Annotated in this window: 11 protein-coding genes; all 11 read right to left on the bottom strand. The window is 68.7% G+C overall.

Features of this window, described 5'->3' with window-relative positions; translation table 11 throughout:
• Positions 1-59: 59 nt before the first annotated feature.
• The gene (locus ACFSKW_RS36795) at positions 60-1,325 is read right to left on the bottom strand and encodes a serine hydrolase domain-containing protein (RefSeq protein WP_379577873.1); all 1,266 of its coding nucleotides are present in this window, start codon (positions 1,323-1,325) and stop codon (positions 60-62) included.
• A 362-nt stretch (positions 1,326-1,687) separates the two neighbouring features.
• The gene (locus ACFSKW_RS36790; RefSeq protein ID WP_379577871.1) at positions 1,688-2,293 is read right to left on the bottom strand and encodes a hypothetical protein; all 606 of its coding nucleotides are present in this window, start codon (positions 2,291-2,293) and stop codon (positions 1,688-1,690) included.
• 289 nt (positions 2,294-2,582) lie between these two features.
• On the bottom strand, positions 2,583-3,128 hold the full coding sequence (locus ACFSKW_RS36785; RefSeq protein WP_379577869.1) for a Pycsar system effector family protein: 546 nt from the start codon (positions 3,126-3,128) through the stop codon (positions 2,583-2,585).
• Positions 3,129-3,248: 120 nt separating this feature from the next.
• Positions 3,249-4,127 (bottom strand): bile acid:sodium symporter family protein, encoded by an 879-nt coding sequence (locus tag ACFSKW_RS36780; protein ID WP_379577867.1) that lies wholly within the window; start codon positions 4,125-4,127, stop codon positions 3,249-3,251.
• Between the two features lie 40 nt (positions 4,128-4,167).
• On the bottom strand, positions 4,168-5,502 hold the full coding sequence (locus ACFSKW_RS36775; protein WP_379577865.1) for a Dyp-type peroxidase: 1,335 nt from the start codon (positions 5,500-5,502) through the stop codon (positions 4,168-4,170).
• Positions 5,503-5,524: 22 nt separating this feature from the next.
• On the bottom strand, positions 5,525-6,541 hold the full coding sequence (locus tag ACFSKW_RS36770) for a hypothetical protein (RefSeq protein ID WP_379577863.1): 1,017 nt from the start codon (positions 6,539-6,541) through the stop codon (positions 5,525-5,527).
• A 27-nt stretch (positions 6,542-6,568) separates the two neighbouring features.
• Positions 6,569-7,102: a hypothetical protein gene (locus tag ACFSKW_RS36765; RefSeq protein ID WP_379577861.1), complete on the bottom strand. Its 534-nt coding sequence runs from the start codon at positions 7,100-7,102 to the stop codon at positions 6,569-6,571.
• Between the two features lie 179 nt (positions 7,103-7,281).
• Positions 7,282-8,694 (bottom strand): dihydrolipoyl dehydrogenase family protein, encoded by a 1,413-nt coding sequence (locus ACFSKW_RS36760; protein ID WP_379577859.1) that lies wholly within the window; start codon positions 8,692-8,694, stop codon positions 7,282-7,284.
• 163 nt (positions 8,695-8,857) lie between these two features.
• Positions 8,858-9,622: an SDR family NAD(P)-dependent oxidoreductase gene (locus tag ACFSKW_RS36755; RefSeq protein WP_379577857.1), complete on the bottom strand. Its 765-nt coding sequence runs from the start codon at positions 9,620-9,622 to the stop codon at positions 8,858-8,860.
• 87 nt (positions 9,623-9,709) lie between these two features.
• Complete coding sequence (locus ACFSKW_RS36750) at positions 9,710-10,555, bottom strand: helix-turn-helix transcriptional regulator (RefSeq protein WP_379577855.1); 846 nt, start codon at positions 10,553-10,555, stop codon at positions 9,710-9,712.
• Between the two features lie 90 nt (positions 10,556-10,645).
• Positions 10,646-11,803, bottom strand: coding sequence for an alpha/beta hydrolase family protein (locus tag ACFSKW_RS36745; RefSeq protein ID WP_379577853.1), 1,158 nt, complete (start codon positions 11,801-11,803; stop codon positions 10,646-10,648).
• Positions 11,804-11,809: the final 6 nt, after the last annotated feature.

Below are 11,809 nucleotides of genomic sequence, written 5' to 3'. Positions count from 1 at the left end.
ACAAACTGAGAGTGGGCGCCCTCGCCCTATCTCCGCAGCTACGTCTTGGACTCATTCATCTAGTCGGTGTCGGTGGGGAGGGAGAGGCCGGCGTAGACCTGGTTGAGGACGGTGGGCAGCAAGGCCTGGGCCGTGGTCCTGCCGCCGGGCGACAAAGTCAGGTTCGTCCAGATCACCAGCGTGACCTCGTTGTCCATGTCCCGGCCGATGAAGGAATTGAAACCGGGCAGCTCACCGCCGTGGTAGTACATCGAGGCGTTCGGACCGAAGCGCTGGTAGGCGATGCCGTACCCGTACTTCTTCCCGTCGGGCGGCGCGGCCGGGTCCTCGGCTTGCGGGCTGTGGAGCCACTGCCGTTGGAACGCCGGGTTGAGGACCTTGCCCGTCACCAGTGCCTGGATCCAGGTGGCCAGGTCGTCCGCGGTGGAGATGACGCCTCCGGCGGCGGCGGCGTAGGAGGGGTTCTGATGGGTGTAGTCCACCGGCCGGAGCTTTCCGGACCGGGCCGCCGCCTGCATGTCGGCGGGGTAGGGCCGGTCGACCAGCGCGTAGGCCGTTCCGCCGTACATGTAGCCGTGCGAATAGGGCAGGGGGAGGGACAGGTCGTCGGCGGCGGGCAGCGAGGTGCCCGCCAGTGCGAGCGGGGCGAAAAGCCGGTCCCGGAACTGCTGGGCCAGCGGCCGGCCGCCCGCCTTCTCGGCTACGAGACCCAGCAGCACGTAGTTGGTGTTGCTGTACTCGTAGGACGTTCCGGGGGCGAAGGTCGGCGGACGCCGGAACGCGATGTCCAGCATTGCCTGCGGCGTCTGGGCCTTGCCCGGATCGGTGTCCATGGTCGCCGCCAGCTCGGGCGCGTCGGTGTAGTCGTAGAGTCCGCTGCGCATCTTCAGTAGCTCGGCGATGGTGATGTGTTCGCCGTCGGGCACTCCAGGAACGTAGGCGGACACCGGATCGCTCAGCCGGAGTTCGCCGTCCTGGGCCAGGAGGATGATCAGCGCCGAGGTCATGGTTTTGGTGTTGGAGGCGATCCGGAAGTGGTCGCGCGTGGTGGGCGGTCTGGCGGTGCCCAGCTCGGTCGTGCCGACGGTGGCCCGGAAGGTTCCCTGTGGGGTGCGGAGCAGGATCACCGCGCCGGGAACCATGAGTTTCTTCGCCGCACGTTCGACGGCGGACTGGAACGCGGCCGGATCGATCGGCTTCAGCGCCGAAGCGCTCGCCGTCACCGTAGGTGTGGGCGACGCGTTGGAGAAGGTCGTGAAACTCGCCTCTGGGGTGAAGACGTAGCCGGCGATCAGTAGGACAGCGCTCGGTGCCAGCAGAGCCATGTGGCGGGCGGTACGCGCTACACGGTGACCGGCTTCTCCATGACGCGTACGGTTCGGCGCGCCGCCGTCAGCTCGGGAGTCCCTCATGCCGGCATCACCGCCCCCACGCGTGGCGGTTCGGTGCCGCAGTCAAGGTGAGAAGAAAACAGATGCGGCACGACCGCGGAGGCCAAAAGGAAACAAGGAGCGTAATTTTATCATCTTTTCGGCACGCCTCATTGGCCATTGTCGTGCCGGCCAAAGCGCTACCACCGGAGAAGAATCCCGGCGGCTACTGCGGGACCGGCGCCCCCTGTATCAACGCAGGTGGCCCCTCGACCTGGTGCCCGACCGGTCACTCGGCCGATGGCCTGCTTGGGCCTTTAATCGAGATGCGCTCGCTGGGCGAAGGGGTCCCAGCGGACAGTGATGAGTCCGCCATAGTGCCTGGCCAGCTTGCGACGTAGATCCTGGTCGAATCCGTTCACTTCGAGAACGGCACGGTTGAGCTCCGGTTCGATCCCCATGCCCAGAGAAGACTCCGCTTCTTCCATCGGACCGTCCTGCGCCTCCATCAACGTCGTCAACTCGGCCTGGCTGTTCTCCGCCATTTGCGGCTGGGGGACGATGCTGAATCGGATGCTCTTCCCGTCGGACCAGTACGCCCCAGAGACGGGTGGGGCGGCCAGCTCCCGCCCCCGCGCGGTGACATACGGTGCGACGAGCCGGTATGGCTCGTGCAGGATGTACGGCGGAGCAAGATCGTGCGGGTAGGTCTCGGCCCGCCGCCGAGCGATCTCCAAAGCGCGATTGAACGGCTCGATGCCCTCGTAGGACCTGAGCAGCACAACGTCGACCGGCGTGAAGTAGACCTCAACCGCGTCATTCGTCGCAGGCTGCACGATCACCCGTCCGTCTCCCGGAAGGAACATGGGTGCCGCCGCGACGACGTAGACGGCGAGAATGGTGAAGATCAACCTTAATCGCATGCGCCATGAGTGTAGGTGCGTGTCGGAGAAGATCGTTGCCTGGCCGCAGCCTTCTTTGCGGTCGCACGGTGGCAATGAGGGCATGTGCAATCGTTCGTGTGGGCCGTCAGCCGCAGATCAGCGAGGTCGCGCTTGCCGGCGGGCTTGCGCACGGTGGTGGCGCCGCCTGTCACAGGCCCAGTCCGCCAGCCGTCCCGCGAAGCCCCGGCCGGCGAAGACGTGCCGGATCGGGGTGGCCAGGTAGGCCGACAACAGGCGCTCGTCACCCCGCCCCCTGGAGCCGGCGGATTCAGATGAGGCGTTCCAGGAAGACCGTGATGGTCATGATCGTGATCCCGACGACGATCAGGTCGACAGCCCATCGCAGATTGCGGTTCTTGGCGCTGGCCACCTGGACGAATTGGAGTGCGTCAGAGGCGATGATCAGGTCGTAGTCGCGGGTCTCGGCGTTCAGCTGCTCGATCAGCGCCTGCGGCGTGGGCGCACTGGCGTAGGAGAGGATTCTCGGTTCTCGCTTGGAGGAGAGCGGCCGGATGGTGACCAGGATCAGCATGACCGCCGCGGACAGCAGGATCAGCGCCACGATGACGCCGAAGCGACCGATGCCGGGAAAGCGGGCCGGGCCGGTGAGGATGAGGGTGACGACCGCACCGTAGGCGACGCCCGCCCAGGACAGCAGGAGGCCTGCTCTTTGCTGGCTGGTGCTTATCACTTCGGCGCGGGCCACGTTGGCGGCGGCGTCGAGCCGATCTCTGACGAGCGGGGGTATGTCCGGGCTGCGTGCACCACCGTCGTCTCCGGAGTGAGCACCGGGTGCGGCTTGGTCGTGGTTCATGGTGACGGAGCCTTTCCGCGAGGTCGTGAACCGGCGGGACCGGACGGTGCACGAGGTGGGCGAGATGTGGGTCCCCTTCGACGCCGCAGGCGGTGGACGCAGGGGATGTGCCCCTGCCTGCTACGGATCCTCATGCGGTGGTGGCGCGCGGCGACGGCTCAGCACCGCCGCGATGGGGATCGCGGCCGACAGGCCGCTCAGCAGTACGGCGGCGAGCGCTCCCAGGATGGGCGGCGCGTTGCCGAAGGCGAGGCCGACGGCGGCGAGCGCTGGTCCCGCGTTGCGCACCGCCGCGACCCCGCCCATGGTGGTACGGCGTGCCGGCGGTCCGGTGGCCAGGGCCGTACCGAGCGCGAAGGCGAGGGCGGAGAAGACGAAGCCCGCGAGCAGGCTGAGCGAGCCGATCAGCGCGACGACGTCGCGCCAGTTGCCCACGAGCATGCCTGCCAGCACGATGAGGAACGTCACGTTCGACGTCGTGGCGGCCACCGGATGCCATGCCAGCGCTGTGGCAGGAGCGTAGTGTCGCACGATCAGTCCGACGGCGAACGGCACGAGCTGGAGGACCACCACGGTCAGCATCAGCACCGGGACGTCGAGTGCGACTCCGCCGCCCACGTCGGCCGCCTGGAGGATGAGGTTCACGGTGGGCCCGAAGGTGATGCTGCCGATGGCGGCCAGCAGGACTTGCATCGCCGCCCCCGCGACCACGTCCCCGTTTTGCACCATGCCGAGTTTCGCGCCGAACGGTCCGCCAGGTGAGGAGGCGATCAGGAGCAGCGCGACGAACGCCGCCGAGGGCAGGCCGAACAGCGCGGCGACGCCCCAGCCGAGGAGCGGGATGGCGACCAGGTTGGCCACCAGTACCAGCACGAGCAGCAGGACGTTCGCGAAGACGGCGCGCAGGGCCGGCAGCGTCGCGCCGAGACCCGCGGCGAACATGGTGGCCGCGATGAAGACGACTGTGACGGCGTTGAACAGCAGCTGCAGCGTGTCCATGAGGGTTCCCGGTCGTCGTGCCGGAGCGGTGTCGCCCTGGTCAGCCGGTGAGGTCGCCCAGCCAGCGCAGTGCGGTCAGTCCTGGCATGAAGCAGTATTCGCCGCCGCGCGTGACGACGAATCGCGGCAGGGAGAGCAGGCGTCGCCGTACGGGACGCCGGGGGATGGTGTAGTCGCCGGAGCCGTCGGCTGAGCCGACGACGGGGTCCTTCGCGTCGCCCGCGCCGAAGAAGACGCCGTCGTTCATCCATTCCGACTGGACGAACTCGAACTGCCGCCCGAGATGGGCTCCGACGAAGGCGAACATCAGCCCCCTGTCGGCCCCGTCGTCTTCCAGGACTCCGTCGGGCAGTGGCGGGCCGTAGGCCGTGCCGCGCCTGATCATGCGGTGCAGCCTCGGCACGCCGGCGACCGAGGCATCACGGGGATTGCCGCGGCGGATGTGGCACCCGCCGGGGGTCGTGAAGCCGGCGGCATCGTCCTGCTCGAACAGGAACGTGTTGTTGCGCATGCGGTCGGCCCCGAGAGCGGGGTCGTCGTGCAGGGGGCTGAGCGCCAGCGGTGCGCCGCTGCGCCAGCGCCCCATGATCTTCGCTGCCAGCAGTTCCTCGTCCGCGGGGCCGGTGGAGTTGTCCTTCAGGTACCGCCGGAACAGGGCGACGCGCTGGTGAAGTTTACGGAAGACCACGTAGGTGCCGTTGCGCCCGAGCACGTCGGGCTGCGGGGTCTGGATGCCGCCGAGCTCGTCAGGGTAGCCGAGCACGAACTCGCCGGCCTTCAGCGGCGTCTCCAACGGGTTCGAGCCGGCTATGCCGCTGCCCTCGACGGCGGGATGGCTGATGCCGTCGCGGTAGCCGAAGGGCTCGGTCTCGGTGGGGAGTGCGTGGCAGTTCTGGCGCCAGATCGCCGTCACGCCTGGCAGGGCTTCGTAGGCCGGACGGGCGCGGTCGACGGCGGCCTCCAGCTGCGCGCTGTCGGGCGCGAGTGCCACCAGCACCACGTGGACGTCGGACGTGCCGAGCGGGGACTCCCAGTTCTCGGGGCTGCTCTCGCCGGTGTCGCCCAGCGCGCTGGCCCGTGCCGCCATGCCTTGCCGGAACTCCCAGGCGAAGGTGTCCAGCCATTCCTGCGGGACACCGAGCGCCTTGAGGCCGTGGTAGGTGAGCGCGACGCTGACCCAGCTCTCGCCGAGCGGGCTCACCGTGTCGGCGGCCGAGGTCACCACGGCGCCGGCGCGCCGCATCAGCTCACGCCCGTGGTCGCGGTCATCGATGCGGAAAAGGATGTAGGTCGCCGCGTACGGCGTCGGCCGCGGGCTGAGAACCCCGCGCTGGATGTCGTCGAGCTCGAGCTTGACGTGGGTGTCCTCGCTCACCTGGACCGGCCTCCCCGTGGCGCTACTTCGCCGAGACGATGTTGTTCCAGAAGGTGCGCAGGCTCTCGTCGACGCCGAACAGCGAGCTGAAGATCGTGGTGTCGGCGAAGATCACGTCACCGGCCCGGTCACCGCTGGGCGGCATCCACAGGAACATGTTGAACTCGGTGTTCCCTGCCTCGGTGAACGGGTGCGGCCTGGACATGTCGATCGGCTGCCTGCCCAGCACGTGGATGACGTTCGGGTCGTCGGTGGTCACGGCGTAGTGCGGCAGGTGCATGTGGAAGTTGAAGCTGGACACGCCTTCCAGCCACCGCTTGGTGTCCAGATCCCTGGTGATGGACAGCGGGGCGCTCTTGCCCCCATCCGTCACCGCGGGACGGAGCCCGTAGCGGTTCTCCACGGGCACCCCCAGGCCCGCCATCAGCGATCGGGTGTACCTGCCGAAGCGTTGCTGGCGGGGCACCAGCGCGTCGCCGTGGTGGTGGTACTCCATGTCGCGCACCGCCATGTCGTCGGAGGCGCCGACGTCGTGATGCGGTCCCAGAGCCAGGCAGGTTCCTTCGCGGGTGAGGAACTCGCGGAGGGCCTCGATCTCCGCAGGTGTGGCGTCCTGCCCGGTGATCATGTGGTCCAGCCCCCATACGAACAGGGTGTCGGTGTCCGCCAGCACCCGTTCGTCCAGCGGCGTATGGAACCCCGCCTGATCGACGCGTTGGTACACGGGCACGGGGTAGCCGGTGGTCTCCTCGACGAACTGCTGGAAGGGCAGCCAGCCCCAGAAGAAGAGCTCCAGTCCGCCTGCGATGCCCTGTTGGAAGCGCAGCGGATCCGACCATTTCGGGTCCTCGTAGGCCGGCCACGTCACGCGGCGCACTTCGGTCATCGTGGAGAACCGGTTGTCCAGCTCGGTCACATCCCTGCCTGCCTCGGCGGGATAGCTCCACGCCACATAGATGCTCAGCCGGCGCCGACCTGGGCTGTAAGGGCGCGGCACATGGTTCTGGTTGTAGGTGCGCGCGGTTCTGGACTCGCTCATCTCGTCTCCGGGAAGCGCTGGTGGATGTCACTGCAGCTGGTCGAGCATCTCCGACATCGCGCTCTTGATCCGCAGAGCTTTCTTGATCTCGTCGGCGGTGACGAACGGGTACTCGCCGTACTCGATGAAGCTCGGGCAGTGGTGCTCGCGAACGAATCTGACGAAGGCTTCAGGGTTGGTCTTCCAGTCCTCGGGGAAGCCCTCGAGGTTCTCGAAGGCCGTGTTCACTCCCGCCCGGGTGAACAAGACGATGGCGTCTTCGGTGTACTTGTCGAAGTCGGTGTCGAAGATCCCCTGGTACATGAAGCGGGTGTCGTCGTCGAAGAGCACCCAGCGCAGGTAGTGCAGCTTCAGAGGGGCGAGCAGGTCAGGGTCGTCCTCCAGCGCCTTGGCCAGCGTGTAGCCGTAGCCGCGGATCGTGTCGGCCCGGCCGGGTTTGACCTTCGCGATGATGGTGAACCCGTAACACGCCGGGGTCCGCGGGTAGACAGGGCCGTACTTGCCCTGCTCCAGGTGGTCGGTCTCCTTCGGGATGACGGCCGCCTGCGGCTTGATCTCCATGCCGGTCCCCTCCGTCGTTCGACTCCAAGGGGGGAAGGCTAAAACAGCCTGACTGCGGCAATTGTCCCATAATGCGGCTTTGTGGGGCAGTTCATGTTCGCGAACGTCCACGCTCGGCCTGGACCACCGCCACAGAGCCACGCGCCGGTGTCCGCGCGCCGCAGCCGGGATCTCCCGCCTCAGGAGGGCGACTCGTGCTGAGATCCGTCCGCGTCCAGGTCGAGGCCGCGGGCGGCGAGGTAGGCGGCGCGACCCACGATCGCGGCATAGGTCGGGAAGGAAAGCGGGATCCTGGCCAGTTCCTCGACCCGCATCCGCGCCGTCATCGCCACAGCGGCCACCTGGGCGGTCTCCACGGCGCGCTCGCCGACGACATGGCAGCCGAGGATCTGGTGCCCGGCCCGGTCGACGACGAGCTTGCAGAATCCGGTGGTCCGGCCGTCGATGATCGGGCGGGTGGCGGCATCGAGGCCGACGGTCGCCACGAGCACGTCGTGGTCCTGGCGGGCCTTCGTTTCGGTGAGACCCACCTGAGCGTACTCGGGGTCGGTGAAGCTGCCGATGGGGCTGACCTGGTCCCAGACGGGGATTCGCGGACCCCGTACCGCGTTCGTCGCCGCTATGAACCCGGACTGACTCGCCTGCGGAACCAGCATGAGCCGGCCGGTGACGTCACCTGCGGCGAAGATGTGGGGGACGGAGGTCCGCTGGTAGGCGTCGACGCGCACGAAGCCGCGTTCGTCGATCTCGACACCCGCCGCCGCGAGGTGGAGCCCCGTGGTGTCCGCCGTCCAGCCGATGGCCGAGACGACCAGTGACGCTTCGGCACTGCCTGGCGCGCCGTTCTGGGAGAAGTGCATGCGCACACCATCGGGCGTCCTGTCGAAGGAGGTGATGGCGTCGAGGTTCTCTCGCACCACCATGCCGCGCTCGCGGAAGGCGTCGGCTACGACCGCGGAGACGTCGTCGTCTTCCGAGGGGAGAATACGAGGCCCGGTCTCGAACAGCTGAACGCGGGACCCGAAGGCGGCGAAGATGGAGGCCACCTGTACACCGGTGGCGCCCGCGCCGATCACCAGCATGGACGGAGGGACCTCACGCAATCCCCAGGCGTCACTGTGGGTGTGGGTCAGTTCGGCGCCCGGGACGGTGAGCGGCCTGCTGACCCCGCCCGTGCACAAGATGATCCTGTCGCCGTGGAGTCGAAGCCCGTGGCTGGTCTCGACCGTGTGCGGATCGACGAAGGAGGCCGTGCCCGCGTGCTCGTGGACCGTCACCCCCAGACCATCGACGCTACTGCGCAGCGCCGAATGCGTCCGGACCTCGTGAACGACCTCGCGTACCCGGGCAAGCAGCCGCGGATAGTCGAGGCGGAGCTCGTCCGCGGCGATGCCGTACCAGTCGAGCTGACGGGCCTCCCGCACCAGCCGGGCCGCATGGGCGAGGGTGCGGACCGGTACGGGGCCGTCGTTGGCCGCCATCCCGCCGAACTCGTCGCGGGTCACCAGAGCGGTACGGGCGCCCAGGTCAGCGGCGCGATGAGCAGCGAAGGCGCCTGCCGGTCCTGCGCCGATGACGATGACATCGGTCATGTCCGGTCCTGTGGTCGAGGCCGACACCCTGGCCTTGCGGCTCAGCTGAATCGACTGTCTCTGCCCACTCTAGGTGGTCGAGTTCAGCCCGCACGCGACGGTGCCGCGAGGACAGACCCGCCGCCCCGCGACCCTTGCTCCGGTGCCCGCCGCCACGGCCGACCTACAGCATCGGTGCGGGGATGGCGGAGGTCAGCCCGCCGTCGATGCGGATGTCCTGTCCGTTGATGTACGACGCTTCGTCGGAGGCGAGGAAGGCGACCGCGGCGGCCACCTCGTCGGCGGTGCCGACACGGCCGGCGGCGACTGTGGTGGCGACGGCGGCCTGGGCCTCGGCGGAGGCCTCGGCACGGAACGCCGGGGTGTCGATGTAGCCCGGGCTCACGGAGTTGACGCGGATTCGCCTGGGCGCCAGTTCGGCCGCGAGGGTTCGCGTCAGGTTGTGCACCGCCGCCTTGGTCGCCGAGTAGAGGGCGGCGTCGGGCACACCACGGTGCAGTGCGAACGACGTGTTGATCACGATCGCTCCCCGTTCGGACAGCAGCGGAAGCGCCTTCTGGACGGTGAAGAACGCTGCTTTGAAGTTGATGTCCACGACGCGGTAGAACTCGGCCTCGGTGACGTCGTCGATGGGCTGGAACGCGCCGACGCCCGCGTTGGCGAACACCACGTCCAGCCGCCCGTACCGCTCGCGGATGGCCGCTGTCAGCGTTTCCAGATCGGCGAGACGTGTCGCGTCACCGGGTATCCCGAGCACCCGGTCGCCGAGGTCCTCGACCGCGGTGTCGAGCCGGGCCTTGTCGCGCCCGGTGATGATCACCTGCGCGCCTTCGGCGAGTAGCCTGTGCGCGGCGGCCAACCCCATGCCGCTGGTGCCTCCGGTGATCAGTGCGATCTTGCCGGCGAATCGGGAACTGTTGTGCGTCATGGTTTCAGCGTGCCGACCCGCGCGGCGAACATACAGTGCGCGGTTATCGTGGGTGTGGCACCACCACGTTCGGGAGGTCTGCGGTCCTCAGGCGGGGGCGGCGAGGCGGATGTGCCGCAGCCGTTCGAGCCGATCGCCGGTATCGGTGCCGGGCCGGGGGTTGTACAGCACGAGGCACCAGTCGGGGTGATCGGCGACCGTCAGGGTGGTCGCGTCGAAGAACAGCTCGCCGGCCTCGGGATGGCGGAGCGCATTCACGGCCTGGACCGGGACACCCACCTCATGGCGTTCCCACAGTTCGGCGAATTCGGGGCTCACGACGCTGAGATCGTCCACCACCCTTCGGAACTCGGGATCGTCTGGGAAGTGCGCCACATCGGCGCGATAGGCGGCCACGACGGCAGGCGCGGCGCAGGCCCACACCTCGTGCATCGCGCGGTACCGGGGATTGGTGAAGAACGTGATCAGGCAGTTGTGGGCGGTGCCGTCGAAGCCGAACACCGTCCGCGCCGTGTCGTTGAACGCCAGCACATGCCAGTACCGGTCCCGCAACACCGCGGGCCGTCGCTCCCATGCGTCGAGCAGTTGCCGCACTTCGGGAGTGAGCTCAGCCGCGGGCGCCACACCGGCGGGCGGCGGGTTGAGCCCGGCCAGCAGATACAGGTGCACCCGCTCCGGCTCGCTCAGGCGCAGGGCCCCGGCGATCGCGTCGAGTACCTCAGCCGAGACGGTGATGTCGCGCCCCTGCTCGAGCCAGGTGTACCAGGACACTCCGACCCCGGCCAACATCGCTACTTCCTCGCGCCGCAGCCCCGGGGTCCGTCGCCGGCCCGCCGACGGGATGCCGACGTCACCGGGTGTGAGCCGCGCCCGACGGATGCGCAGGAACTCACGGAGTTGCTCGTGGCGCCGCCGCGCGGATTCGCTGGTCATACGCCGACGGTAACCCCTGCGTGGGTCGCGGGGCATCCGGCGTCTCCGGCATCCCCCGGCGGCCCCGGCGGCTTCAGGGGGCGGAGGGGCTCAGGACCGACCGCAAGCCGCGGGGCAGAACGTGGCCTCGGGGTAGCGCGACGACGGCTTGTCCAGGAGGGGCTGCCGCTGCGACTTCAGGTGCTGGTCGAGGAAGGCCGCCACGTACGTGCGGGTGATCTCGGCGGAGCGTGCCGCGGGCAGAACGCCGGCGGGGGGCGTGATGCCGAGCGCGCTCGCCAGCAGCGGGCCGTCGGTGAAGGACTGGTGTTCCGCGCCCGACAGCACGAGCCAGCGCTTCCACCCGGTCAGCAGTCTCCAGTCGCGGTCCCACGAAGTATCGCGACCGCCCGGGCTGTGCTGCGGCGAACCCATGAACATGAACGGCCGGGAGAGCCCGCTCTTGGGGATCCGGGCGTAGGTGGTGCCGTCCATGTCGATTCCGGCGCGTACGCGGGCGTCCTTCAGCATGGCCGCCACGGCACTGGCCCCACCGATCGACTGGCCCACCATCGCGATCCTGGAGCGGTCGATCAGGTCAGCGCCGTCCCACTTCGACGGCAGCTGGTCGAGCACGAAGGAGACGTCGGCCGCCCGGCCCTCGACCACCCCCGTGCCGAAGCCCGGGTCCGTGTCGCTGTCGCAGGCGAGGCACTCGGCGACCCGCCCGTCGGGAAGGGTCGTGGCGTAGCTCTCGTAGGTGTGGTCGATCCCGGCCACGACGTAGCCTCGGCTGGCCAACTCCTCGGCCAGGGACGTGAGTGTGCTCATCGGCTTGGTGAAGCCGGGGGAGAGCACCACCAGCGGAAGCTTCCGCCCTGCGGGTTCGGCGTCCTTGACGGCGTTGGTTCGCGTTCTGCTCAGGATGTCGTACGGCACGCCCCCGATCCTCAAGCCCTTCAGGGTGAGCTCCGACTCCTTCGGCGTCATGTACGGCGCCCGCCGCCCGTCCCGCTGCTTGGTCGGATACCACAGGGTGACCTTGAGCTCCCTGGCGTCGACGTCGAGGTTCCAGGGATCGGGTCGGGAGGCGTCTTTCAGGTACAGGGCGGTGGTGCCGACCGGATGGGTGCCGGTGGGGGCGGGCAGAGTGGCGGGGCCGGTCGGCGTGGCCGACGGGTTGGCGGCGGACCGGGGCGGCACGGGTGCGGAGCAGGCGGACGCGGCGAGCACGACCAGTCCCGCGGCGACTGCCAGGATCTGTCTCATGGAGAG

The organism is Nonomuraea mangrovi, assembly GCF_042681425.1.
Taxonomy (GTDB): Bacteria; Actinomycetota; Actinomycetes; order Streptosporangiales; family Streptosporangiaceae; genus Nonomuraea; species Nonomuraea mangrovi.
The sequence above is the reverse complement of the archived record's forward strand: the minus strand, read 5'-3'. Positions and strand labels throughout refer to the sequence as shown.

Bases quoted from the DNA above. Each gene is read 5' to 3' on its own strand.
- ACFSKW_RS36795 (WP_379577873.1), bottom strand. From the start codon at position 1,325: ATGGCTCTGCTGGCACCGAGCGCTGTCCTACTGATCGCCGGCTACGTC.
- ACFSKW_RS36790 (WP_379577871.1), bottom strand. From the start codon at position 2,293: ATGCGATTAAGGTTGATCTTCACCATTCTCGCCGTCTACGTCGTCGCG.
- ACFSKW_RS36785 (WP_379577869.1), bottom strand. From the start codon at position 3,128: ATGAACCACGACCAAGCCGCACCCGGTGCTCACTCCGGAGACGACGGT.
- ACFSKW_RS36780 (WP_379577867.1), bottom strand. From the start codon at position 4,127: ATGGACACGCTGCAGCTGCTGTTCAACGCCGTCACAGTCGTCTTCATC.
- ACFSKW_RS36770 (WP_379577863.1), bottom strand. From the start codon at position 6,541: ATGAGCGAGTCCAGAACCGCGCGCACCTACAACCAGAACCATGTGCCG.
- ACFSKW_RS36765 (WP_379577861.1), bottom strand. From the start codon at position 7,102: ATGGAGATCAAGCCGCAGGCGGCCGTCATCCCGAAGGAGACCGACCAC.
- ACFSKW_RS36760 (WP_379577859.1), bottom strand. From the start codon at position 8,694: ATGACCGATGTCATCGTCATCGGCGCAGGACCGGCAGGCGCCTTCGCT.
- ACFSKW_RS36755 (WP_379577857.1), bottom strand. From the start codon at position 9,622: ATGACGCACAACAGTTCCCGATTCGCCGGCAAGATCGCACTGATCACC.
- ACFSKW_RS36750 (WP_379577855.1), bottom strand. From the start codon at position 10,555: ATGACCAGCGAATCCGCGCGGCGGCGCCACGAGCAACTCCGTGAGTTC.
- ACFSKW_RS36745 (WP_379577853.1), bottom strand. From the start codon at position 11,803: ATGAGACAGATCCTGGCAGTCGCCGCGGGACTGGTCGTGCTCGCCGCG.